Annotated in this window: 21 protein-coding genes; 15 read left to right on the top strand and 6 right to left on the bottom strand. The window is 58.6% G+C overall.

The genetic code is table 11. The features are described 5' to 3' along the window. Positions 1–61: 61 nt before the first annotated feature. The 3 genes from mutL to C0U40_RS10590 all read left to right on the top strand — a co-directional run bounded on the left by mutL (position 62) and on the right by C0U40_RS10590 (position 4,554). Complete coding sequence (mutL, locus tag C0U40_RS10600; protein WP_101655738.1) at positions 62–1,945, top strand: DNA mismatch repair endonuclease MutL; 1,884 nt, start codon at positions 62–64, stop codon at positions 1,943–1,945. Beyond that, positions 1,942–3,159, top strand: a complete 1,218-nt coding sequence (locus C0U40_RS10595; protein ID WP_101655737.1) for a DNA recombination protein RmuC — start codon at positions 1,942–1,944, stop codon at positions 3,157–3,159. The genes mutL and C0U40_RS10595 overlap by 4 nt, the downstream gene beginning before the upstream one ends. 78 nt (positions 3,160–3,237) lie before the next feature. Then, a complete protein-coding gene (locus C0U40_RS10590) occupies positions 3,238–4,554 on the top strand; it encodes a DUF3422 family protein (RefSeq protein ID WP_101655736.1) in 1,317 nt (438 codons plus the stop codon). Here C0U40_RS10590 and C0U40_RS10585 read toward each other — a convergent pair. Both C0U40_RS10585 and C0U40_RS10580 read right to left on the bottom strand, forming a co-directional pair. Next, complete coding sequence (locus tag C0U40_RS10585) at positions 4,551–5,201, bottom strand: ChrR family anti-sigma-E factor (protein ID WP_101655735.1); 651 nt, start codon at positions 5,199–5,201, stop codon at positions 4,551–4,553. The genes C0U40_RS10590 and C0U40_RS10585 overlap by 4 nt on opposite strands. Then, positions 5,198–5,767, bottom strand: coding sequence for a sigma-70 family RNA polymerase sigma factor (locus C0U40_RS10580; protein ID WP_219619780.1), 570 nt, complete (start codon positions 5,765–5,767; stop codon positions 5,198–5,200). Before C0U40_RS10580 ends, C0U40_RS10585 begins: the two co-directional genes overlap by 4 nt. A 219-nt stretch (positions 5,768–5,986) precedes the next feature. Between C0U40_RS10580 and C0U40_RS10575 the strand changes: the two genes are divergently transcribed. From C0U40_RS10575 to C0U40_RS10550, 6 genes are read left to right on the top strand one after another with little or no spacing between them, the layout of a single operon-like run. Beyond that, positions 5,987–7,273, top strand: coding sequence for an NAD(P)/FAD-dependent oxidoreductase (locus C0U40_RS10575; RefSeq protein ID WP_101655733.1), 1,287 nt, complete (start codon positions 5,987–5,989; stop codon positions 7,271–7,273). Next, positions 7,264–8,028: a DUF1365 domain-containing protein gene (locus C0U40_RS10570; protein WP_101655732.1), complete on the top strand. Its 765-nt coding sequence runs from the start codon at positions 7,264–7,266 to the stop codon at positions 8,026–8,028. Before C0U40_RS10575 ends, C0U40_RS10570 begins: the two co-directional genes overlap by 10 nt. Next, complete coding sequence (locus C0U40_RS10565) at positions 8,025–8,573, top strand: hypothetical protein (protein ID WP_101655731.1); 549 nt, start codon at positions 8,025–8,027, stop codon at positions 8,571–8,573. Before C0U40_RS10570 ends, C0U40_RS10565 begins: the two co-directional genes overlap by 4 nt. Further along, positions 8,574–9,821: an MFS transporter gene (locus tag C0U40_RS10560; protein WP_101655730.1), complete on the top strand. Its 1,248-nt coding sequence runs from the start codon at positions 8,574–8,576 to the stop codon at positions 9,819–9,821. Further along, positions 9,814–10,374: a DUF3833 domain-containing protein gene (locus tag C0U40_RS10555; protein ID WP_101655729.1), complete on the top strand. Its 561-nt coding sequence runs from the start codon at positions 9,814–9,816 to the stop codon at positions 10,372–10,374. The genes C0U40_RS10560 and C0U40_RS10555 overlap by 8 nt, the downstream gene beginning before the upstream one ends. Then, entirely contained in the window at positions 10,374–11,105 is a 732-nt protein-coding gene (locus tag C0U40_RS10550) for an SDR family NAD(P)-dependent oxidoreductase (protein ID WP_101655728.1), read from the top strand. Before C0U40_RS10555 ends, C0U40_RS10550 begins: the two co-directional genes overlap by 1 nt. On the opposite strand, the gene C0U40_RS10545 is transcribed toward C0U40_RS10550, so the two are convergent. Further along, positions 11,102–12,175: a saccharopine dehydrogenase gene (locus tag C0U40_RS10545; protein ID WP_101655786.1), complete on the bottom strand. Its 1,074-nt coding sequence runs from the start codon at positions 12,173–12,175 to the stop codon at positions 11,102–11,104. The genes C0U40_RS10550 and C0U40_RS10545 overlap by 4 nt on opposite strands. Before the next feature lie 205 nt (positions 12,176–12,380). On the opposite strand from C0U40_RS10545, the gene fdhF reads away from it, so the two are divergent. Beyond that, on the top strand, positions 12,381–15,161 hold the full coding sequence (gene fdhF, locus C0U40_RS10540; RefSeq protein ID WP_101655727.1) for a formate dehydrogenase subunit alpha: 2,781 nt from the start codon (positions 12,381–12,383) through the stop codon (positions 15,159–15,161). A 114-nt stretch (positions 15,162–15,275) separates the two neighbouring features. Further along, positions 15,276–16,199: an HNH endonuclease gene (locus C0U40_RS10535; protein WP_101655726.1), complete on the top strand. Its 924-nt coding sequence runs from the start codon at positions 15,276–15,278 to the stop codon at positions 16,197–16,199. Positions 16,200–16,204: 5 nt separating this feature from the next. Here C0U40_RS10535 and glyA read toward each other — a convergent pair whose 3' ends face one another. Next, positions 16,205–17,527, bottom strand: a complete 1,323-nt coding sequence (gene glyA / locus C0U40_RS10530; RefSeq protein WP_101655725.1) for a serine hydroxymethyltransferase — start codon at positions 17,525–17,527, stop codon at positions 16,205–16,207. A 101-nt stretch (positions 17,528–17,628) separates the two neighbouring features. Between glyA and C0U40_RS10525 the strand changes: the two genes are divergently transcribed. Then, positions 17,629–18,525: a LysR family transcriptional regulator gene (locus C0U40_RS10525; RefSeq protein WP_101655724.1), complete on the top strand. Its 897-nt coding sequence runs from the start codon at positions 17,629–17,631 to the stop codon at positions 18,523–18,525. Here C0U40_RS10525 and C0U40_RS10520 read toward each other — a convergent pair whose 3' ends face one another. Together C0U40_RS10520 and C0U40_RS10515 are read right to left on the bottom strand one after the other, a co-directional pair. Beyond that, positions 18,526–19,242: a response regulator transcription factor gene (locus C0U40_RS10520; protein WP_101655723.1), complete on the bottom strand. Its 717-nt coding sequence runs from the start codon at positions 19,240–19,242 to the stop codon at positions 18,526–18,528. Continuing rightward, positions 19,239–21,176, bottom strand: a complete 1,938-nt coding sequence (locus C0U40_RS10515) for a PAS-domain containing protein (RefSeq protein ID WP_435673793.1) — start codon at positions 21,174–21,176, stop codon at positions 19,239–19,241. Before C0U40_RS10515 ends, C0U40_RS10520 begins: the two co-directional genes overlap by 4 nt. 194 nt (positions 21,177–21,370) lie before the next feature. Here C0U40_RS10515 and C0U40_RS10510 point away from each other — a divergent pair, with 194 nt between their 5' ends. The 3 genes from C0U40_RS10510 to C0U40_RS10500 are packed head-to-tail and all read left to right on the top strand — an operon-like array spanning position 21,371 to position 25,185. Beyond that, positions 21,371–23,338, top strand: a complete 1,968-nt coding sequence (locus C0U40_RS10510; protein ID WP_286134897.1) for an AMP-binding protein — start codon at positions 21,371–21,373, stop codon at positions 23,336–23,338. Positions 23,339–23,340: 2 nt separating this feature from the next. Next, complete coding sequence (locus C0U40_RS10505; RefSeq protein WP_172827920.1) at positions 23,341–24,150, top strand: ABC transporter ATP-binding protein; 810 nt, start codon at positions 23,341–23,343, stop codon at positions 24,148–24,150. A 36-nt stretch (positions 24,151–24,186) separates the two neighbouring features. After that, entirely contained in the window at positions 24,187–25,185 is a 999-nt protein-coding gene (locus C0U40_RS10500) for a branched-chain amino acid ABC transporter permease (protein WP_101655720.1), read from the top strand. Positions 25,186–25,209 lie beyond the last annotated feature (24 nt).

Below are 25,209 nucleotides of genomic sequence, written 5' to 3'. Positions count from 1 at the left end.
ACCGCCTCATTAACCAAATCCCCGTGTGCGAATCGCGGGGATTACTGCTATTTGTAGTGGTATGAGTGTAGCAGACCCCAAAATACAGGCTGAAACAGCCCCGATCCGCCGTCCCATCCGCCAGTTGGATGACGCCGCCGCTAACCGTATTGCCGCCGGAGAGGTGGTGGAACGTCCCGCCAGCGCCGTGAAAGAGCTGGTGGAGAACGCAATTGATGCGGGCGCCCGCCGGATTGAAATCGCCTACGCCGATGGTGGCAAGACTTTGCTGCGGGTCAGCGACGACGGCCACGGCATTCCCGAAGACCAGTTGCCGCTGGCGCTGTCCCGTCATGCCACATCAAAAATCGACGGATCGGACCTGTTGAACATCCATACCTTCGGCTTTCGCGGAGAGGCGCTGCCATCGCTTGGCGCGGTGGGGCGGTTGTCGATCACATCGCGGGCTGACGGCGCGGAGTCTGCGGCGCAGATCACTGTCCACGGCGGGGATATGTCCGCCGTGCGTCCGGCGGCCCTGTCGCGGGGAACCGTGGTCGAATTGCGTGACCTGTTCCATGCCACACCGGCGCGGTTGAAGTTCCTGCGCACCGACCGCGCGGAAAGCGGTGCCATCATAGATGTGATCAAGCGGCTGGCGATGGCCGAACCGATGATTGGCTTCACCCTGCGCGATGTGTCCGGCGGGGGCGAAGGCCGCGTTGTGTTTCAGGCCGAAGCCCAGAGCGGCGATCTGTTTGATGCGCTGCACGCGCGGCTGGGGAAAATTCTGGGGTCTGATTTTGCCGCTAATGCCCTGCGGATTGATGCGGAACGGGAAGGCATCGCCATCACCGGATTTGCCAGCTTGCCGACCTATTCGCGCGGCTCTGCCACGGCGCAGTATATGTTTGTGAACGGACGCCCTGTGCGCGACAAGGTGTTTTATGGCGCGATCCGTGGCGCCTATTCGGACTTCCTGCACCGCGAACGCCATCCCGCGCTGGCGCTGTTTCTGGAGTGTGATCCCACACTGGTGGATGTGAACGTGCATCCCGCCAAATCCGAAGTCCGCTTTCGCGATCCCGGTCTGGCCCGAGGTCTGATCGTCAGCGCCCTGCGTCACGGACTGGCAGAGGCAGGGCATCGGGCGTCAACCACCGTGGCGGATGCAACGCTGGGGGCGTTTCGCCCTGAAAACCGCGTTGAAGCGCCGGTCTACCAGATGCAACCGCGCAGCAGTTTCATCCCGCAGGCAACACCGCAAAGCTACGCGCCGCCGCAAAGCTATACGCCGGTCGAACCCGCGCAGGGCGGATTTGCGGAAACCGCCCCCGCCTATTCCGCACGGATGGAACCTGTGTCCGATACGCCTGTTTCGGCGGATCAACCGCTTGGTGCGGCGCGGGCGCAAGTGCATGAGAACTATGTGATTGCCCAGACACCGGACGGGATTGTGATTGTCGATCAACACGCCGCCCATGAACGGCTGGTCTATGAACGGCTGAAGAAACAGATGTTGCAGAATGGTGTCGCGGCGCAGGCGCTGCTGATTCCCGAGATCGTCGAACTGGAGGCAGGTGCGCAAGCCAGCGTGCTGGCCGCAGCTGATGAACTGGCGCAATTCGGGCTGGTGGTTGAGGATTTTGGCGGCAATGCAGTGTGCGTGCGCGAAACACCCGCCCTATTGGGGGAAGTGAACGCGCAGGCAATGATCCGCGATATTGCGGATGAACTGGCTGATCTGGACCAGACGCAAACGGTGAAGGACCGGATTGAAGCAATCCTAAGCCGTGTGGCCTGTCACGGATCAATCCGCTCGGGCCGGATGATGCGGGCGGAAGAGATGAACGCCCTCCTGCGCGAGATGGAGGCGACGCCCCATTCGGGCCAGTGCAACCACGGGCGGCCCACCTATGTGGAGCTGAAACTTACCGACATTGAAAAACTCTTCGGGCGGCGATGATTGATTTGCAAAGCCTGACGGGTGATCCCCTGCTGCTGTCCCTCGTGGCTGGCGGCATCGCCCTGTTCCTTGTTGTTATCCTGCTGTTTGTGGCCATGCGTGCTGCGGGGCGTGCGGCGCGGGCGACAGAACCGCTCGCCAGTCAGATGCTGGCTATGGGGGAGGGGCTGCGTATTCTGAACGAGAGCCAGCATGTTCTGAAAGGCGGGCTTGATAGTCTGTCCCAGTCCCAAGCGCAGACCATGCAAACAGTAGAGGTGCGGTTGTCGCAGGTGAACCAGCAAATGCAGGAAAAGCTGCATGAAAACGCAATGCGCTCGGCCCGGACAATGGCAGAGTTGCAGGGGCAGATGCGGGACACGCTACAGGGCAATTCGGAGAAGACCACCAAATCCCTGACCCAGTTGCAAGAGCGTCTGGCCACAATTGATAAGGCCCAGACCAATATCGAAAAGCTCTCCGGTGACGTGCTGTCCTTGCAGGATATTCTGTCCAACAAACAGACGCGCGGTGCCTTCGGGGAAATCCAGCTTAATGACATCGTGCGCAAGGCGATGCCGCCGGATGCGTTTTCCTTTCAGCAGACGCTGAGCAACGGAAAGCGGGCGGATTGCCTGATCCATCTGCCAAAACCGCCCGGGCCGATTGTGATCGACAGCAAGTTCCCGCTGGAAGCCTATGAAGCGATCCGCGCGGCTGACAATCCTGCGGCGGCACAGGTGGCGGCGCGGAACATGCGCACGGCGCTGCGGGCCCATATCAAAGCCATCGCAGAGAAATACATCATCGAAGGCGAAACCGCCGAGGGTGCGTTGCTGTTCTTGCCCTCCGAGGCAGTTTACGCGGAGTTGCACGCAAATTTTCCCGAAGTCGTGCGCGAGGGTTTTGCCGCCCGCGTCTGGATCGTGTCCCCGACCACCTGTATGGCCACGCTCAACACCATGCGGGCCGTGCTGAAAGACGCGCGGATGAAGGAACAGGCGGGTGCGATCCGCGCGGAACTGGGCCTGTTGCACAAGGATGTAGAACGGCTTGAAACCCGTGTGGGCAATCTGGACCGGCACTTCGGTCAGGCGAGCAAGGACATTGAGGAAATCAAGATTTCTGCCACCAAAGCCGGAGGACGGGCGCGGCGGCTGGAAGCCTTTGATTTCGATCCGGTAGAACAGGAACGAGACGATCCGCTGACTTCTCTGGCGGACGCCGGAGAGTGACGCTGCGTCAGTTTGCGTCTTGCACGAACGGCAATCCGCGGTTTCATGGCAAAACCCGTTTGAGAAGTCAGGATTTCCATGCCGCTTTCTGCCATAGCCCACCACCCCGACCGCGTTGCGCTGAGCAATGAATTACACGCCCGCCCGTTTCCCGTGTTGCGCGCCCCGAGCCGCGCGGCCTCTATCGCGATAGAGCGGGACACAAACGGATCAGACGCCTATCGGGATCATCTGCTGGCCTTGCTTGACCGTTACGGCGCGGCCCATCCGGCACCGGATGCGGCCCACCATAGTGCCGATCTCGGGATGGTGCATCTGAAGTGGGAACGGCATTCGGAATTCTGCACCTTTACCCTGTTTGCCGATGGCGTGTCCGAAGTGCCTTTTGACGGCGGGTTGTTCGATTATTTCCCGGATAGCTGGCTGGCCGATGCGCCGGGACGGTTGCTGTCCTCCATCCTTGTGCGTCTTGAACATGCCGTGTCGCAAGAGGCGGTGATCGCGCGGGTTTCCGAAGTGGGCAGCGAATGGCTCCACACCGAGGCCGTCGCGGCGTCTTTCGTGCTGGAACGGGATGCAGCGATTGTGGGGGATTTCCGGCTCGACGCCCATGAACACATCCGCTTTGCGGTGTTTCAGGTGGGCGAGACCGGCGCGAACCGTATGGGACGGATTGTCCAGCGGTTGATCGAGATCGAGACCTACAAGACGATGGCCATGTTGACCCTGCCGATTGCGCGGGATGTGTTTTCGCGCCTGTCCGATCTGGACCGCGATCTGGCGCAGGTGGTGCGGGAAATGACCGATGCCCATGAAAATTCCAAGGATGAGCTGGATCGCCTGCTGCATATCTCCGGTCGGGTGGAAAATTTTTCTGCCGATACGGCCTTTCGCTTTACCGCAGCCGAAGCCTATTCGGCCTTGGTGCATGAACGGGTCAATGTCCTGCGCGAAGAGCGGCTGGCGGGCTATCAGTTGTTTTCCGAATTCATGATGCGCCGGTTTGAACCGGCCATGCGCACCTGCCGCTCGGCATCCCGCAGGCTGGCGGATATTTCGGGCCGCGCAGCGCGGGCATCGGACCTGCTGGCCACAAGGGTCAGCGTTGATGCGGATGAGCGCAACCGGCAGATCCTAAAACAGATGGACACCCGCGCGGCCCTGCAACTGCGGTTGCAGGAAACGGTTGAGGGCCTGTCGGTGGTGGCGATCAGCTACTACGGGGTGAACCTGCTGGCCAAACTGCTGGCGCCGATTGCGGACCAGCTTGGGATTTCGCAAAAATGGTTCGGCGCCGGACTGGTGCTGCCGGTGGTGCTATTGGTGTGGCTGGGCGTGCGCAGAATTCGCAAACAGGCCGAAAAGCGTGCGACGAGCGCGCCGACCGGTCCTTAAATACGAAAGATCGGCTGGAGCAGGCGCGGGATCAGGCTGTTAAACCGCAAAGGCGCGTCAGTGGCAGCAAGGCAGATGCAATCCGCTTCAGGGCCGGCAACGGGCTGGTGGTTCAGATCCTCATCCGCGATTTCAATGTCGCCACGGGAAAAACGATCCACTTCGTCAGAAAAAGACCCTTGCAGCACCAGCGTCAGTTCGGTGCCGCGATGCCCGTGATCGGGCACGGCCACGCCCGCAGGGATCAGCAGAAGGCGGGCCTGCGCCTTGCCAGAAGTTGGCAGGATCGCCTGCTTTACGCCGCCACCCAGCGGGCGCCATTTGATTTTATCTACGTCGCCGCCCACATATTCCTGCAAGGGTTCGGGCAAGACACCGGGTCTGGTGGCTCTTACAGCGGGTTTCTCGGTGATTTCTTTGCCAGACTTGATCCGCGCCATTACGGACTCCAGCGCATGAGCGCCCATCTCGACAGATTCTGTTTCTTCCATCACCACGCCGCCTACGGCCTCGTAACCGCCCAGCATAGCGCGGCTCTCATCTGATAGGCTCAGATGGGAAGCGACAACAAGGTCAAACGCTTCGGGGAGGATGCCGGCGGCATATCCCATAAGCAGTTGTTCGTTTAAAAGGTGTTTTACAGTCATTTCACAGGCTCGTTCAGTGTCTGGCGCAGGCGATCCAGCGCCAGCCTAATGCGGGACTTGATCGTGCCAAGCGGAAGGCCGGTTTCTTCTGCCAGTTCCGAATGGGTCAAATCGCCGTAATAGGCACGTTTCACAATATCTCTTTGTTTTTCGGGCAAGGCATTTAGTGCTGTTGCCAGATGTTCGGTTTCCTGACTGAGCGCCAGCGCATCCGCTGCTTCGGGTTCGGGTTCCGGTCCCCAGGGAAGGTCTTCGGGTTCGGGCCGTGCCGCCCGGCGGAAGGCGTCGATTTTCTTGTTCCGCGCAATTGTAAAAATCCACGTGGCCGCCGACGCGCGGGAGGGATCAAACAAATGGGCTTTGTGCCACAGGGTGATCATGGTCTCCTGTGCACATTCTTCGGCCATCGTACCACTGGCCCCCGATTTGATCAGGAACCCTTTGATGCGGGGCGCGAAATGGCTGAACAGGGCAGCAAAAGCGGCTTCGTCACGGTGATTGCGAACGCGCAATATCTGCGCATTCCAATCTTTACCTTGACTGCGCGGCTGCTCAGTAGGGCCCATCTTCAACCTTCGCTTCGACAAACTACCCGAAATAGCCCTTGGACTATACTTTCGAGACAGGTCGTTTTCTTTCAACAGTGGTACAGCATCTATCATGAACTCTATACGCGCGCCAAATACAGTTGGATCATGGTAGAAAAAATAAATTAGAGCGTGGTTAATGTGATCCAATCGGATTGGCGTGGCGTATGGACTGTACACCTCAAGTAAGGAATTCCAATGCCATTTGAATTTGCCCCCGCTGCTCCGGCCAAGATCGCTGTTATAGGTGCGGGTATTTCCGGAATGGGTGCGGCGCACCTGTTGTCCAAGACCAATAACGTGACCTTGATGGAAACGGAAAAGCGGCTTGGCGGGCATGCCCGCACAGTGACAGCGGGTAAGAACGGGGACCAGCCAGTAGATACAGGATTTATCGTGTTTAATTATGCGAATTATCCGCGGTTGACCGGCCTGTTCGACGAATTGGATGTACCCGTTATCAAAAGCGATATGAGCTTTGGCGTGTCTGCGGATGATGGTCGGATCGAATACGCCCTGAACGATCTTGCTGCTCTGTTTGCGCAAAAGCGGAATATCGTGAATCCCCTGTTTCTGGGAATGCTGGTGGATATCCTGAGGTTCAATGCCAAGGCCGTTGATATGGCCGCAGATCCCGATCTGACACTGGGAGAGCTGATGCGCCGGTTGCGGATGGGCGAGTGGTTCCAGAAGTATTATCTGCTACCGTTTTCGGGCGCGATTTGGTCAACCCCGCTGGAACAGATGTTATCCTTTCCGGCACAGGCGCTGACGCGATTTTTCCAGAACCACAACCTGCTGAATATCTATGGCCAGCATCAGTGGTATACAGTGAACGGCGGCTCTGTTGAATACGTTCGCAGGCTTGAACTGGCGATGCGCAGGCATGGCTGCGAAATTCGCACCGGTGCCAATGTTGTGGCAGTGCGGCGCAATAGTGCCGGCGCAGAGGTTCGTCTTGAAGGTGGCACATGGGAGCAATTCGACCGTGTGGTTTTTGCCTGCCATTCGGATCAGGCGCTGGCGATGCTCGCCGATCCCACGCCGGAAGAAACCTCTACACTGGGCGCGATCGGCTACCAGCGCAACCGTGCGGTGCTGCACGCGGATCCGTCAATCATGCCCAAGCGCAAATCCTGCTGGGCCAGTTGGACCTATACGACAGCGCGGCAGAACACCTCTGATCCCGTGGGTATCACCTACTGGATGAACACCCTGCAATCCATTCCCCATGACGATCTGCTGCTCAGTTCTCTGAACCCGACCAGCACGATCCGTGAAGAATTGATCTATGAGGAGACCAGCTTCATGCATCCGGTGTTCGACCGCGCGGCGCTGGCGGCGCAAAGCAGGATTAAGGCGTTGCAAGGATTGAACAATACTTGGTTCTGCGGTGCCTATTTGCGCAACGGCTTTCATGAAGACGGGTATTCCAGCGCAGTGGATGTAGCCGATCATATGAAACTGATCCCGCAATGGGCGTAACCCCCGAACATATCTGCGCAACCACCTATCACGGGCGGCACGGGGCGGTGAAAAACGCCTTCCGCTACCGTGTGGATTATGTGTTGTCGGATCTGTCCGGGGATGCCCCCAAACCGTTTCTGTTTTCGCGCAACCGCGCCAACCTGACGGCCATCCACGATATAGATCACGGCGGCGCGCGCGGTGCGGGGCAGGGTGTTGAATGGGTGCGCGGGATACTTGTCGCACAGGGCATGGACGCGCGGTGTAACGGGAAAATCCTGTTGCTGGCCCAGCCGCGTATTTTCGGTCATGTCTTCAATCCGGTCAGTTTCTGGCTGGTGTTTGATGCCCAAGATACCCTGCGTGTTGTAATTGCCGAGGTAAACAACACCTACGGGGACCGTCATTCCTATCTGTGCCATCACAGTGATCTGGCGCCGATCCTGCCCACGGACCGGCTGACAGCCCGCAAGATATTTCATGTGTCGCCATTCCAGCCGGTTAGCGGTGAATACAGTTTCCGCTTTGATGTGACAGACCGGCATATCGGTATCGTGATTGATTTCCGCAGCAAGGAAAGCGGGGTGATCGCCACTTTCCACGGCAAGCGGCGGCCTCTTTCCAACCGCTCTATCCTTGGCATGGCGGTGGCGCGTCCCTTTGGCTCCTTACGGGTGCTAGGCCTGATATATTGGCAGGCACTGCGGCTCTGGTGGAAGGGGGCGGGTTTTCGCAACAGGCCGGAACCGCCGGAGCAGGAGGTTTCGTCATGAGCTTTCCAAGCATTGCTGTTGCATCCTTTCTGATTGCCGTTGTTCTTGGTTCGCTGAACACGGGGCAGGCGGTGGCGCAATCTGCACCGGGGGAGGTCGCCCGATCGCTAGGTGCTGCGTCGCTGAAAGGAATGGCCAGCGCGCGCCTATGGGGGAGGAAACTCTATGATGCAGAACTTTGGACGGCATCTGCAGGGACATTCGACCAGCGGGAGCCTTTCGCACTGAGCCTGCGCTATGCCTATCCGTTCAGCGCCGAACTGCTGGCACGAACGACGATCAAGGAAATCGTCAGGGTAGAAGGGGGCCGCGTTTCTGATCACGGCGCATTTGAACAGCGGCTCCGCAACTGCCTTGTGGATGTGGACACGGGCGTGCGGGTTACGGGGGTCTCTCATGGTCCGGATCGCGCCAGCCTGTTCGTCAACGGGCGCAAGACCTGCACGCTGGCCTATCCGCGCCTGCGGGACCGGTTTTTTGGTATCTGGCTTGCGCCGACCTCGCGGGATGCGCGGGCGGCCTCCAGATTGAAGGGGCAAAGCTGAATGGAGCGTGGCATCCGTCTTGGTCTGCACCGCTATACTGCCTTTGCAAGCGTTCTCGCTGCGGCGGGACTGCCGCTTTATATCCATGCGCCGAAATTCTATGTGGACCGCTATGACCTTAGCCTGTCAGCGATCGGTGTTGCGCTTTTGGGGCTGCGGGTGCTGGATTTCGCACAGGATCCCGTTTTGGGATGGGTGGTTGACCATCTGGGGGCTTGGCGTGGCCTGTTTGCGGGAGGAATGACTGCGTTGCTGGCGTTGGCGATGGTCGGCTTGTTCGCTGTGACCGCACCGATTGACCCGCTGCTCTGGTTCGTCATGTGTCTGGCGGTGCTTTTCACTGCTTTCAGCGCCCTGTCGGTTCTGTTTTACGCGCGCGGAATTACAAAAGGTAATACGCTCGGGCCGGAAGGGCATTTGCGACTGGCGGGCTGGCGTGAAAGCGGCAGTCTGGCGGGGATTTGTCTTGCAGCCATCCTGCCGACCCTATTCCTCTACGCGGGTTTTAGCGCCCCGTTGGCCTTGTTTGCGTTTGTTTTTTCAATCGCGGCGGCGGCGGGTGCTGCCTTGATGCGCAGCGAATGGCAGGTCCAGGCACGGCGGCCGGAACGCGGCAGTATTGCTGCCTTGCTGGCAGATCCCGTCCTACGCCGGTTGCTGCTGGTGGGCCTGTTGAATGCTGCTCCCGCAGCGGTTAGCGCCAGTCTGTTCCTGTTCTTTGTGGAATACCGCCTTGGCCATGAAACCGCGGCCGGACCGCTTCTTCTTGTATTTTTTGTCGCTGCGGCCGTTTCCGTTCCCTTCTGGGCGCGGATTGCAGCACGGCGCGGGGTGCGCTGGACGCTGCTTGCCGGCATGGGGCTGTCGATCGTTGCCTTCAGCTTTGCAATCACACTGGGGCAAGGGGATGTCTGGCCGTTTGCTTTGGTGTGTCTGGCCTCCGGCGCGGCGCTGGGCGCGGATATGACTCTGCTACCGGCTCTGTTTTCCGCACGGGTGGAGCGGGTTCACGGCGCCGGAGGCCAAGCCTTTGGTCTGTGGAATTTCTGTGCCAAGCTGACCCTTGCGATTGCTGCTGCAACTGTACTTCCGTTGCTGGATCACTCCGGTTTTTCCACTGTCCAGCCGAATCCGCCGCAGGTGCTCTGGATGTTGACCCTGACCTATGCGGCAGTCCCGTCTGTATTGAAATCCATTGCTCTGGCCGTCCTGTACTGGACCCCGATAGAGGAGAGTTGTCATGCCTGATCTGATCCTGTTCATACTGGGTGCTGGCCTGATTTTACTTTTGTGCTGGCTGAAGGAACGGTTCACCGGTTTTCAAGCGCAACGCCCGCAGGATTATGCGAAAGACGGACCCGTGTTTGACATCCGCCGTCACCTGAACGGCCCTATGTCGTGCGATGGCGTGCTATATGGCCCCTTCGGCCGCGTGTCCTCCCGTTTTACTGCACGGATGCATGGCAGCTGGCAGGGGAACACCGGCACGCTGGTTGAGGATTTTCGCTATGACAGCGGTACTGAGCAGCGGCGCGAGTGGCATTTAACCAGCGCAAATGACGGCACTTTCAAGGCAACAGCGCCCGATGTCATTGGCACGGGGGAGGGGGTGCAGATGGGATCGGCTATTCGGTTGCAATACCGTATCAAATTGACTGAAAGCGCCGGTGGCCACGAGCTTGATGTCACCGATTGGATCTATCTTCTGGACAACGGATCACTGGTGAACCGCAGCCAGATGCGCAAGTTCGGGGTGAAGGTTGCAGAACTGGTTGCAACCATCCGACCGGAGCCTGTCTGATGCAGGCGGGGCAGAAATACTGGCTGGTTGGTGCCTCCGAAGGATTGGGCCGCGCTGTGGCAGAAAAACTTTCAGCACTGGGCGTGGAGCTGGTATTGAGCGCCCGTAGCAAGGAACGGCTGAATGAATTGTCTGACAGCCTGCCGTCCGCCTCCTCGGTTCATCCGCTCGATGTGCGCAATCTGGAAGAGGTGCGTCGTGTCGCGAGTGAAATTGGCCCGATAGACGGGTTGGTGTTTCTGGCCGGCGTGTACTGGCCGATGGGCGCGGCAGACTGGGACGGTGAAGCGGTTGAGGCCATGTGTGACATTAACTTCACGGGGGCTGCGCGGGTGATCGGGGCTGTCGTGCCACAGATGATTGCACAGGACCGCGGCCATGTGGTGCTGATCGGCAGTCTGTCAGGATTTCGCGGCCTTCCCGGTGCCATCGGCTACGGGGCCAGCAAGGCCGCCGTAATGCATCTGGCAGAGAACCTGCACGCCGAGACCGTCAGAACGAATGTTAAGGTGCAACTGGTTAATCCGGGCTTTATCAAGACCCGTCTGACCGACAAGAACGACTTTGAGATGCCCTTTGTAATGGGGCCGGAACAGGCCGCTGACCACGTGGTTGCCGCCATGCAATCGCGCCGGTTCCAGACCAATTTCCCAAGGGTGTTTTCATGGTTGTTTCGCGGCGCAAACTTTCTGCCTGCGCCGCTATATTACCGGCTGTTCGGCAAGGGCTAGACCTGTGCGACGTGGGTGTCGAACAGCTGCCGTGCGCGGGCCCAGACGCCACTGTCCATTCTGTTCAGCGTCAAAAGCGACGGTAAGAGCTGGGCAGCGTAATCTTGCGAGCTTTCTACTGGAAGCATGGAAGGCAGGTTGTCGATTGCGGTCACATCCAGTGGCGGCGGGCCTTGAGTCACCCGTGTGACCGGCGCGTCAAAGGTGGAGGATTCTTCGTAGATCGGGATCGGGTTGTATGGCGAATTCGGATCGCAACTGACATCGGCAATCACGGTCAGCTTGCGAGGCGCGTCAGGGGTAGTTTCAGGAACGAATACCGGAACACCCGGACTGGCAAGTATGCAATTCACAAACAGCGTATGGTTCAGGATCTCGGGGAAAGGGCCACCATGTGCCGTTTCCGCCATATCCCATTTCGTAACCGTCAGGCCAAGGGCTGCCGCCAGATCACATGCGCCGCTGCCCACCCGTCCGAGCGCGCCGATAACGATCACATCGGGCTGACTGGCCCCGCCGGACACGGCATGATCCAGTTCGCTTTGTAATTCTGACACCAGGGCATCGCGCCCCGGATAGACCCCGATACGTTCCGGACCGGGAATAGGGCCAGCCTGCTGCGCCGCCCAGACTTTCATCCCGACCGCAGCGCCTGCAAAACCGGCCCAATACCCGAAAGCCGCAACGCGGCGCCCCGACGGTTCGGTCAGGTATTCCAGATCGTAAAGCGCCCCGCCGCCGTTCTTGAACCGGCGCAGCAGGTCCGGCCCGTCCGCCTGCCCCTTATAGGCGTGGCCGAACATGATATGCCGGTGGCGCAGGTTCGGGCCGTTCGGATCCAGTTCCTTCAGTCCGAAAACGATTACATCGTCGGGTGCTTCCTGCCAGTCACCAGCCGCTGCAATATCACAGCCTGTGGTTTGGTATGCGCTGATCGGAATGGCGCGCGCGGCGGAGTCCTCGACCGTGACTTTGAAGCCTGCGGCCAGTAGGGCGCTTACGCCTTCCGGTGTGATGCCAACGCGCTGTTCGGCGGGGCGCTGTTCTGCGCGGACCCAGAGATGTACCATGAAATGCCACTCCTTGATTTCTGGCTTCTGCTGCAAACTCTGGCGCATTTCCTGTGTCGCTTCCAGCAGGAACCGCACTTGCGGTCGGGAGGTCCAAGACGCCGTAGCGCGTAAACAGGTGCTTATTGGTCGGTTCTTCGCTTTGCGAAACCGGTCCGGTATGCTCTAACATCAGCAACTGAAGGAATACGCGGGAGGCCTTGCCATGGCAGATGCAATCGAGTTCACCCTTGACGGTCAGGTGGTTCTGGCCGCACCGGATGAAACAATCTGGGAGGTGGCAAAACGGGAAGGCACGACGATTCCCCATTTGTGTCACTCCGGCGAGAAAGGCTATCGTTCGGACGGAAACTGCCGCGCCTGTATGGTGGAAGTGGACGGCGAACGCACGCTGGTGGCCTCTTGCATCCGCAAACCCGCTGAAGGCATGGTGGTCAAATCCCAATCCGCGCGGGCCAGTTCCGCCCGCAAGATGGTGATCGAGATGCTGATGGCAGACCAGCCGGAGCGCGAGAAAGCCCACGATAAATCCTCTCATTTCTGGGATATGGCCGAACTGCAGAACGTCAGCGAGAGCCGTTTTCCCGCACTCGAACCGGACCGGATTCCGCTGCTGGATGACAGCCATGTTGCGATGCGGGTCAATCTGGACGCCTGCATCCAGTGCAACCTGTGTGTACGGGCCTGCCGCGAAGTGCAGGTAAACGATGTGATCGGTATGGCAGGGCGCGGTCACGATAGTCAGATCGTTTTTGATATGAACGACCCGATGGGTGGTAGCACCTGTGTTGCCTGCGGGGAATGCGTGCAAGCCTGCCCGACAGGCGCGCTGATGCCCGCCACAGCGCTGGATGCGCAGCAGGTCGGGGACAGTCAGGACTATGACCGCGAAGTGAAATCAGTCTGCCCCTTCTGCGGTGTCGGATGCCAGATCAGCCTGAAAATCAAGGATGAAAAAGTCGCTTGGGTAGATGGTATCGACGGCCCAGCCAACGAAGGGCGGCTGTGCGTGAAGGGGCGCTTCGGGTTTGACTATATCCACCACGAACACCGCCTGACCAAGCCGCTGATCCGGCGCGAGGATGCGCCGCCGAAAGGGTTGAACGTGCATCCCGATTCCGTGCTGGATTTCTTCCGCGAGGCCACATGGGAAGAAGCCATGACTGCCGCTGCGGGCGGGCTGGCCAAGCTGCGGGACGAAAAAGGCGGCAAATCCATTGCCGGTTTCGGATCGGCAAAATGCTCTAACGAGGAAGCCTATCTGTTCCAGAAACTGATCCGTCAGGGCTTCGGTCACAACAACGTGGACCACTGCACGCGGCTGTGCCATGCCTCGAGTGTGGCAGCACTGATGGAAAACGTCGGCTCGGGCGCGGTATCGGCCACCTTCAACGAGATCGAGAACGCGGATGTGGCGATTGTGATCGGGGCCAACCCGATTGAAAACCACCCCGTTGCGGCCACTTATTTCAAACAATTCACCAAACGGGGCGGCAAGCTGATTGTCATGGATCCGCGCGGTGTGGGCCTCGGCAAATATGCGACCCACCGGCTGAAATTCCGGCCCGGAACCGATGTGGCCATGCTGAACGCGATCATGCACACCATCGTAGAGGAAGAGCTTTACGATAAACAGTATATCGCCGCCTATACCGAGAACTGGGAGGCGCAAAAGGCCCATCTGAAGGATTTTCCGCCAGAGAAGATGGCAGAACTCTGCGGCGTAGAGGCCGAGGAACTGAAAGAAGTGGCGCGGCTGTTTGCCGGTGCCAAAGCGGGGATGATTTTCTGGGGAATGGGGATTTCCCAGCACATTCACGGTACGGACAATTCCCGCTGCCTGATCTCGCTTGCGTTGATGACAGGGCAGGTCGGGCGTCCGGGGGCGGGCCTGCATCCGCTGCGCGGGCAGAACAACGTGCAAGGGGCATCCGACGCGGGGATGATCCCGATGTTCCTGCCGGATTACCAGCCCGTTGGCGAGGACGGCGTGCGTTCCGCCTTCAACGAGATCTGGAACTCTGACGTGGATTTCGGCGCCGAAAAAGGCCTGACCGTGGTAGAGATCATGGATGCGATCCATGCCGGTGACATTCACGGCATGTATATTCTGGGCGAAAACCCAGCCATGTCCGATCCAGATGTGGAACACGCCCGCGACGCGCTCGCCAAACTGGAACATCTGGTGGTGCAGGATATTTTCCTGACAGAAACCGCGAATTATGCAGATGTGATCCTGCCAGCAAGCGCCTTTGCGGAAAAGACCGGCACTGTGACCAACACCAACCGTCAGGTGCAGATGGGACGGCCCGCTGTGCCGCCTCCGGGCGATGCGCGCGAGGATTGGGCGATTACCACGGAACTGGCGCAACGGCTGGGGCTGGACTGGACCTACACCCACCCGCGCGAGATTTTTGCCGAGATGAAAATGGGTATGCCCTCGCTCGACAATATCACATGGGAACGTCTGGAAAACGAGGCGGTGACCTATCCGTCCCTCTCCCCCACCGATCCCGGGCAGGCGATTGTTTTTGGGGACGGTTTCCCGCGCCCCGAAGGTCGCGCGCGATTTACCCCTGCCAGCATCATTCCGCCCGATGATGTGCCGGATGCGGAATATCCGATGATCCTGACAACCGGACGGCAGTTGGAACACTGGCACACCGGTTCCATGACCCGCCGTGCATCGGTTCTGGATGCGGTTGAGCCGGAAGCGAACTGCTCCCTGCATCCCAAAACCCTGCGCAAAATGGGGGTGGAGCCGGGTGGCATGATCCGTCTGACCACCAAACGGGGCACGATTGTCACGATGGCCCGCGCAGACCGCGCTGTGGCCGAGGATATGGTGTTTCTGCCCTTTGCCTATGTGGAAGCAGCGGCGAATATCCTGACCAACTCCGCGCTTGATCCTTATGGCAAAATTCCCGAATTCAAATTCTCGGCTGTGCGGGTGGAAAAAGCGGAAGACGCCATCGCAGCGGAATAAACTGCTGCGCGGCCAGGCCGAGTATTTTTGGAACATTGAAACGGGGGCGGCAGTAGTGCGGCCCCCGTTTTTTATGTTGCAGAATTTGTTTAAGCTGGGTTTTCTGTAACGAATATGGTTAATGCAATTTTTATACAAAACCCGCAGTCAATTTACGATGACCAGCCCGGTGAAGCCTACCATTTTCCCAGACAGTATCTCGGGACGGTTCAGCAGACCATTGGGGATTGGGTGATTTTCTATGAGAGTCGTCGCGGGGCTTTTGGTTACGTATCAGTCCAAAAGGTAAAGGATGTTGTGCCAGATCCGAAGAACGAAGGGCATTACTACGCTTTGCTTGATCGTGGGTCGCGCTGGCAATTTGAACGGGTTGTGCGCCGTGCCGATCCAAACGGTATCGCATATGAAAAATCATTGCGTAAGAGCGATGGGTCGCCCATGTCTGGAGGCGCTTCAGTTTCTGCTGTGCGTAAACTGTCTCCATCGGAGTTTGCTAGTATTTTGGATGCCGGTTTGACCGAGCTTGAAGGAGCCGACGTGATACCCCGGGTAGATTTGCAATCGCCGATGTCTGGGCTTGCTGAAAATCACGCCCCATTTCTTGGCTTGCAGCCGGTGGAAGACCGGTCGAAGATCCTAACCTCGCGTCCTGCGCGGGACGCTTCTTTCCAGCGTTTAGTGAAAGCGGCTTATAAGGGCCGCTGCGCCATTTCAGGTTTGCAATTACGTAACGGGGGTGGGCGGCCGGAAGTTCAGGCAGCGCACATCCGCGCTGTGGCGGATGACGGGCCGGATGTCGTGCAGAACGGATTGGCCCTGTCGGGTACGCTACACTGGATGTTCGATCGCGGTCTGATATCTGTAGCAGATGATCTTAGCATATTAATATCGCATAATAAAGTTCCCGGGGATGTTGCAGCACGGCTGATAACCCCCGGGCAGAAGTTGTTACTGCCAGACAACGCACGGGATCACTCCCATCCGGATTATCTGAAATTCCACAGAGAGAACACTTTTGGGCAAGGGGAGACAATGTAACCCCTCTATCCGTTCACATAATGCAGTTTGTTGAACCGGGCGCGCAGGGCTTTGGTTTCTGCGGCGAGTGTGTCCGGTGCGTTTGAGCGGAGTGCGCGGGCGAGCAGGTCGGCCAGTTCGGGCGTGTCCTGCGGCGTGACACCCCAGCGGACGATCTCGGGGGTGCCGATCCGCAGGCCGTTGAGGTCTCCTTCCAGTTCTGCAATCGGCAGTCCGATGCCACAGGTCAGGAAGCCGGCCTTGCGCAGTTTTTTTGCTGCGGTCTGGCCGCCGCCAAAGCCTGCGGCTTCTATAGCGAACTGATGGGAAAGGGTCGCGCCTTTTGCTGCTTGGAATACCGGAACGTCGCGGTCGCTCAGGGCGGCTGCCAGCGCCTGAGACACAGCTACCATTTCAGCAGCATAGACTTTGCCGTGGTCGCGCCAGTCCAGCAGTGACATGGCGAGCGCAGCAGATTTTGAAGCATCAAAGTTGGCTGTCATACCGGGGAAGGCGATGGCGTCGAGCCGTTCGGCAAGGTCGGGGTCGTTACTGACAATTAGCCCGCCAGCGGGCCCGCCGAGCGATTTATAGGTGCTCATCGTCATCAGATGCGCGCCTTGTTCCAGCGGATCGGGCCATGCTTGACCGGCGATGATGCCGCATTGATGGGCCGCATCAAACAACAGCTTTGCGCCGACCTCATCCGCAATGGCGCGGATTTCTGCAACCGGATGGGGGAAGAGGTTGAGCGAGCAGCCGATGGTGATAAGCTTGGGGCGGGACTCCCGCGCCAGCTTGCGTAGACCGTCCAAATCCACAGTGTAGCCGTCTGTATCTACCGGAGCGTGGATCACGTTCAGCCCGTAGAGGCCTGCGCAGCCCGCGCTGTGGTGGGTGACGTGACCGCCAATGCTGGCGGGCGGGGCGATGATCGTGTCGCCGGGTTTACAGGTGGCCATGAAAGCGTAAAGGTTGGCAATAGCCCCCGATGGTACGCGGATTTCAGCGAAGCTCGCGCGGAATATCTCGGCGGCGAGTTCGGCGCAGATCACCTCGATCTCCTCAATCGCTTCAAGCCCCATTTCGTACTTGTCGCCCGGATAGCCGAGCGAAGGCCGTTCGCCGATCCCGCTGCTTAACAGGGCGGCTGCGCGGGGATTGATTACATTGGTTGCGGGATTGAGGTTGAAACATTCCTGCTCGTGGATGGTGCGATTGTTTTGCGCCAGCGTTTCGAGCTGTGTGGCAATATCACCCGATGCGGCTTTGGCGGTTCCGGCAGCAATCTTTTGTACCAGCTTTTCGGAGTGGGCGGGCACCCAGTGCCTGTTGGTCAATGCGGTCATTACGCTATCCTGTCTTGAGTTTGTGCCAGAATGGAAGTCGCTGCTTTTCTTTGCAAATCAGAATTGCTATGGACTAGGCCTAGAAAAAATAGGTCTACGTTATGGCTGTCAATCCTCCCCGTCCCTCGCTGCCTTCGCTTAACGCGATGCGGGCGTTTGAATCTGCTGCGCGCCTTGGCGGTTTCAAGCAGGCGGCTGCAGAGCTGAACGTTTCCGCCGGGGCGGTGGCGCAGCATGTCAAAACACTGGAGGGCTGGTGCGGCGGGGCACTTTTTATGCGCCATGCTCAAGGGGTTAGCCTGTCGCCTTTGGGCCAGCAGGTGCTGCCGGAATTTATCGACGCCTTTGATGCAATCAGCGTGGCGAGCCAGAAGCTGCGCAGTCTGGCAGCACCCCGAAGCCTCAACATCGCAACACTGCCAAGCGTCGCGCAATTACTGCTGGCAGAATGGTTGCCCGACCTGCGCCGCGCGCTGCCTGAAACGCGGATTTCTGTCACGGCGATGGAAACACCACCAAACCTGTCACGCGAGCCTTTTGATTTAAGTATTTTTTTCGGCGCTGCTGCGGATGATGCGGGGGCTATCCTGCTGGCGGGGCCGGATCACCTGCTGCCGGTTTGCGCGCCCGATCTGGCGCAGGGTGTGGGCGGTTTTGAGGATCTTATGGCACTGCCCCATATCTCGGACCAGTTCTGGCCAGACGACTGGGCGCGCTGGGCGAAGGCGGCTTTTCCGGAGCAGAACTACTCCGGCACGGGGCCGAGCTATTCCCTTTACAGCGTTGCGGTGCGCGAGGCGGTGAACGGTGGCGGGGTTTTGATGGGGCATGAGACGCTGGTAGCGCCATTGCTGGCGCGGGGCGATCTGGTTCCGGTTCTGCCGGTTAAGGTGCCTCTTGAACTGAACCTGACCCTCTGGCGCAGTCCGGTGCTGGCGGACTCTGCGCTGTTGGAACAACTGGTGTCGCGGATCAGAGAATTGGCCATGCGGGGCTGATCATTGCCACTGCACATCGCCGAGAAAAATATAACCGGCGCCGTAGATTGTTTTGATCAGCTTTGGTTTTTTCGGATCGTCCCGCAGCTTGGTGCGCAGGCGCGAAACGCGGACATCCATCGCGCGGTCAAAACTGTCTCCGGCCTCTCCACCCAGAAGTTCCTGCATCTGCGCGCGGGTGATCAAACGGTTCGGGGCCTCCAGAAACAGCCGCAGGACTTCGCCTTCGGCATGGCTGAACGGGGTCGGATCACCCTGCTCGGACTGCAGCAGGAACTGATCGAAATCGGCGGACCATCCGGCGAAACGGGCGATACGTGATTTGGTTGTGGCGGTGGTGCGGCCACGGCGTAACAGGGCGCGGGCGCGGGCGACCACTTCGGCAGGATCGAAAGGCTTGATAATATAATCGTCCGCGCCCAGTTCCAACCCCGTGATCTTGTCCTGTACCTGATTGCGCCCCGAAATGATAATGATCGCAGCACCCAGATTTGTAGCCAGCCGGTGCACCAGCGCCAGCCCGTCCTTGTCCGGCAGGCCGAGATCTACAAGGCAGATGTCCGGATTCATGCTGGCCATTGCCGCTTCGAATTCCGTAGCGCGGCCAAAACCCGCCGTGCGAAATCCGGCGGCTTCAAGGGCTTCGGCCAGCATCAGGCGGATTTGCGGCTCGTCGTCCAGAATTGTGACCAGCGGGGCGGATTGTGGGGTACTCATGCCTGAACCTCGTCAAATTTCTCGGCCAGTTGGGCCTCGGCAAAGGGTTTGTTCACAAGGGGGAACTGCGCTTCGGCCTGCTGTCGGACCGGATCATCGGCGGGCAGGCCCGTCATCATAATCACCGGAACGTTTACCCCTGTATCCAGTAGCGCACGGGCCATGTCGAGCCCTGTCATCCCGTCCCCCAGCATGATGTCGGAGAGGACATGGCTGATTCCGGGGACCTGCGAAAGAACCAGCGCTTCTTCGGCATTGTCCGTTTCCAACACCACATGGCCCATCGCCCGCAGCATTTCGCGGGTCTGAACCCGCAGATCGTCCTTGTCCTCGACCAGCAGCACCATACCCAGACCGGAGGTGAGAGAGCCGTAGCGCAGCGGCAGTTGCACCGTAACCTCGGCGCCGCCCCTTGCGCGGTTGTTGATCCGGACCCGTCCGCCTGAAAGCTGGGCGAAGTCGTAGACCATCGTCAGACCCAGTCCCGAGCCTTCGGAAGCTTTGGAGGTGAAGAAAGGATCAAGTGCGCTGGACAAGCCCTCTTCCGAGAAGCCGGGGCCGCTGTCACGCACCTGAAATTCCACCCATGTGGTGCCGCGCAGGCGGGCGGTGATGGAGATTGTACCGCTGTGCTGCCCGTTGCCAATAATCGCATCCCGCGCGTTCAGTACCAGATTGAGCAACCCGTCCTGCATGAACCCGCGATCCAGCATGACGGGGCGTTCAATGCCTTCGTTTTGCAGTGTCAGTGTAATGGTTTCCGGCAGGGCAGCCTTGGCCAGCGCGGAAATGTCATCAAACAGGGCATCTATACGTACCGCAGAGACCGACAGGGCGCGGCGTCCCGAAACATCGGAAAGTTTGTCGAGCAATGCCCCGCCCCGAAGGGCCGCAGCCTTCGTCGTGGCGATGGCTTCGGCGGCTTCAGGGGGCAGGCCCGCCATACGTTCAAGTTGACCTTGTAGTCCGAGGATTACGGTCAGGAGATTGGCAAAATCATGGGCCAGCCCGCTGGTTAGCTGCGCCGCCAGTTCCCGCTTGCGGGTTTGTTGCAGGGCGGCGCGGGCCTGTGCCTCGGCAGTGATGTCCATCGACAGAACATAGGCTCCGGTGATTTCACCACTCGGGTCTATGTCAGGGGTAAAGGCGGCGCGGACACGGCGGGTGCCTTCGTGCAGGTCAAACTCGCCAACACTGGCCTCGCCGGCCAGAGCCTTGTCGAACATCGGGTCGATCAGGCGGTGGGCATCGGGGCCAAGAGCTTCCTGCGTGCTGAGCCCGATAATATCTCGGGGTGACGCGCCGATGACTTCAAACAGTTTGCGGTTGGAATAAGTGTAAATCTTGTTGCGATCCACGTGGGCTATGTGGGCAGGGGTCATTTCTGCTGTGACACGGGCGCGGGCCTCTGCGTCGATCAGATCGCGCTTGGCTTCTTCCAGTGCGCTGTTGGTGGCGGCAAGCCTGCGGTTGGTCTCGGTCAGTTCTTCGGAACGGGTGATCAGATCGGCCGAGAGCTTTTCCCCTTCGGAGCGCAACATCGCCTCTTGCCGTTTAATCTGGGTAATATCCGTGTAAACGGTTACCCAGCCGCCAGTGCGCAACGGGCTGCCCTCTACCGAGATCCAGTCCCCGTTAGCGCGCTGGCGTTCCATATAATGGGGTTCGAAATCCCGCGCCTGATCCACCCGCGACTGAACGAAACGCTCCACGTCATCGACGCGGCCATACTCTCCGCGGGACGCGAGATATTCGATGGTTTCGCGAAAACGGGCGCCGGTCTCTACCAGATGGTCGGGCAGGCCGAACATCTCCTGAAAGCGGCGGTTTGACACGGCCAGCCTGAGATCCGCATCATAAATCGTCAGGGCCTGTCCGATCAGGTTCAGGCCCGAGCGCATCATCTGTGTGGTTGTTTGATCCGTCATAACTATCGCTAACAGAGCATTCGCGCTGAAATCCAGCGAAGAATGCGCTTGTTACAATTTGATACAATTCCGTAAAATTTGAGAATAATTTTGACCGCAAGCATAGAGCAATCAATGATGATGTACGGGGAATCATGGACCCTGTGCACAAGCTCTTCACGTTTGGGAAACCGTGGAACGGGCAACTGGGAGGACATTCTGTGACATCTGGACCGACACCGACAGGTGAGCTCAACACGATTCCGCGCCTTCTGGCGCGAAATGCGTCTGTCTACGGCGACAAGCCGGCCTACCGCGAAAAAGAATTCGGCATCTGGCAAAGCTGGACGTGGAGCCAAGTGGCCGAAGAAATCAACGCACTGGCGCTGGGCCTGCTGGATATGGGGCTGGCCGAGGGCGATCACGTCGCCATTATCGGGCGCAACCGTCCCTATTTCTATTGGGCCATGGTTGCCATCCAGTCCTGTGGCGCTGTGCCAGTGCCGCTGTACCGCGATGCTGTGGCCGAAGAGATGGCCTACGTGCTGGACCACTGTTCCGCCCGCTTTGTGATCGCGGAAGATCAGGAGCAGGTAGACAAGGTACTGGAAGTTCAGGACGGCCTGAACATGCTGGAGCAAGTCATATACCTTGATCCGCGCGGAATGCGCAAATACGACCGTAGCAAATTGCACGACTACAAGGAAGTACAGGCCAAAGGCCGTGCGAGCGGTCTGCAAGGAGAGCTGGACTCCCGTCTGGCGACACAGAACTTCGATACAACTTGCGTTATGCTTTACACGTCGGGGACAACCGGACGCCCCAAAGGAGTGGTTCTGTCCAACCGCAACATCGTGAAATCCGGTCAGGCTGCTTCGGAGTTTGACAAGCTGAACGTGGATGATCGTGTGCTGGCTTATCTGCCGATGGCATGGGTCGGGGATTTCATCTTTACCGTGGGGCAGGGCTACTGGACCGGTTTTTGCGTAGCATGTCCGGAAAGCCCGGACACCATGCAGGCAGACCTGCGGGAGATCGGGCCAACCTACTTTTTCGCACCGCCCCGCTACTTTGAAGGCCTGCTGACCAATGTAATGATCCGTATGGAAGATGCGTCCAAGGGCAAGCAGCGGATGTTCAAAAAATACATGGACATAGCGCGGGAGATCGGGCCGAAGCTGCTTGATGGTAAACCGGTCACCTTCGGGGAGCGTCTGCAATACGCGATCGGCAATATTCTGGTGTATGGTCCGCTGAAAAACACCCTTGGCCTGAGCCGCACACGGGTCGGCTACACCGCCGGTGAAGCCATCGGGCCGGAGATCTTCGATTTTTACCGTTCGCTCGGGATCAACCTCAAACAGCTTTACGGCCAGACAGAAGCGTCGGTCTTTGTCACTGTGCAGCCGGACGGTGAAGTGCGCGCCGATACAGTAGGTGTGCCTGCACCGGGCGTGGAACTGAAGATTTCCGAAACCGGAGAGGTGTTCTACCGCTCTCCCGGTGCCTTTGTGGAGTATTACAAAAACCCCGAGAGCACCGCAGATACCAAAGACGCCGAGGGCTGGGTGGCCACGGGGGACGCGGGCTTTATCGAAAAAGACAGCGGTCACCTGCGGATCATCGACCGCGCCAAGGATGTGGGCAAAATGGCCGACGGCAAGATGTTTGCGCCAAAATATGTCGAGAACAAACTGAAGTTCTACCCCAATATTCTGGAAGCGGTGGTGTTCGGAAACGGACGGGAAAAATGCTGCGCCTTTATCAACATCGACCTGTCGTCGGTGGGCAACTGGGCAGAGCGGAACAATATCGCCTATTCCTCCTATCAGGAACTGGCAGGGCATCCGCAGGTTCTTGCCACGGTGCAGGAACACGTTGAGGCAGTGAATAAATCCGTCGCCGAAGACGAAATGCTGTCGGGCTGTCAGGTCCACCGCTTCTGTATTCTGCACAAGCAACTGGATGCAGATGACGGAGAGCTGACCCGCACCCAGAAAGTGCGCCGCCGGATCATCGAAGAGAAGTTCAAGGACATCATCGACGCGCTTTACGACGGGTCGGAGAAGGTCTCCACCGAGACCGAAGTGACATATGAAGACGGGCGCAAAGGCTCCATCAAGGCAACGCTGGAACTGCGGGATGCAAAAGTGTTCCCGACGGCTGCGCAAAGGATAGCAGCGGAATGACTATGGCAGAAACATACCAAACACCCGACGGCCGCACCATTGGCGGTCAGGTCATGGAAATGAAGAATATCACCCTGCGTTTTGGCGGCGTGAAGGCAATTACAGATATTTCTTTTGATATTCGCGAGGGAGAAATCCGCGCGATTATCGGCCCGAACGGGGCGGGAAAATCCTCCATGCTGAACGTGATGAACGGCTTCTATCACCCGCAAGAGGGCGAGGTCTGGTTCCACGGCAAGAAACGCGGTCCGATGAAGCCGCACCAGATCGCCAAGCAAGGCATCGCGCGGACATTTCAGAACATTGCGCTGTTCAGTGGCATGTCCACGCTCGACAATATCATGACCGGACGTTTGACCCATATGAAAACCGGCATCCTGAAACAGGCGATGTGGTGGGGACCGGCAGAGAAGGAAGAAACCGAGAACCGTGAAGTGGTTGAGAAGGTAATCGACTTTCTGGAAATTCAGTCGATCCGTAAAACGCCGGTGGGCCGTTTGCCCTATGGTTTGCAAAAGCGGGTTGAACTGGGCCGCGCGCTGGCCGCCGAGCCCAAGCTGCTGCTGCTGGACGAACCGATGGCGGGCATGAACGTCGAGGAAAAAGAGGACATGAGCCGCTTTATTCTGGATGTGAACGACGAATTTGGCACCACAATCGCGCTGATCGAACATGATATGGGCGTGGTGATGGACATCGCCGACCGTGTGGTGGTGATGGATTACGGCAAGAAGATCGGCGACGGCTCGCCTGATGAAGTGCGCAACAATCAGGACGTGATTGATGCCTATCTGGGGGTGGCCCATGACTGATTTCTCGACAATTGAAGACAAAGCGGAGACAAACCAATGAGCGCCGGTTTTTACTACGGGACAGAGGTTTTCCTCAACGGGCTGATGACGGGCGTGCTCTATTCGCTGGTGGCGCTCGGCTTTGTTCTGATTTTCAAGTCGTCCGGAATTTTCAATTACGCCCAAGGGGTTATGGCACTGTTCGCGGCGCTTACCCTTGTGGGCTTGCAAGATGGGCAGGTGCCTTTTGCCCATTTGATCAATTCGATCTTTGGCACACAGGTCCATCATTTCGGCTGGCATTTGCCGGCCCTGCTGGCAATCCTCCTGACAGCGGGTGTGATGGTGGTTCTGGCCATATTGGTCGAACGGTATATCCTGCGCCATCTTGTGAACCAGCCCGATATTATCCTGTTCATGGCAACCATCGGGCTGGCCTATTTCATGGAAGGTTTCGGGGACCTGATGTGGGGCTCCGAGATCAAGAAGCTGGACGTAGGAATCCCGCAGGGCGGTAATATCTGGATCGAGGAAAACACCGCCTTTCTGGGGGGCGATGATTTCTACGGCTTCTATCTGGACAGTCTGGATATTGTTGCGGCCGTTTTTGCCGGACTTCTGGTGCTCTCGCTGGTGCTGTTTTCCCAATACACCAAGACAGGCCGCGCGCTGCGGGCTGTGGCGGATGACCATCAGGCGGCTTTGTCTGTGGGTATTTCACTGCGGTTCATCTGGGTCGTTGTCTGGTCCATCGCAGGTTTCATCGCGCTGGTCGCGGGGATCATGTGGGGTTCCAAATCAGGTGTGCAGTTCTCTCTGTCGCTGATTGCGCTCAAAGCGTTGCCGGTGCTGATGCTGGGCGGATTTACCTCTATTCCCGGAGCAATCGTCGGTGGCCTGATCATCGGTGTGGGGGAGAAGATGTTCGAATTCCTGATTGGCGCACCCTTCCTTGGCGGCGCCACCGAGAACTGGTTCGCCTATATGCTCGCCCTCGTCTTCCTCGTGTTCCGGCCGCAGGGCCTGTTCGGCGACAAGATCATCGAAAGGGTTTGACGATGCCGCTTTTCGCAGATGCCG

This window comes from Neptunicoccus cionae, assembly GCF_002860325.1.
GTDB lineage: Bacteria > Pseudomonadota > Alphaproteobacteria > Rhodobacterales > Rhodobacteraceae > Amylibacter > Amylibacter lutimaris.
This window is presented reverse-complemented; position numbering and strand designations above follow the sequence as displayed.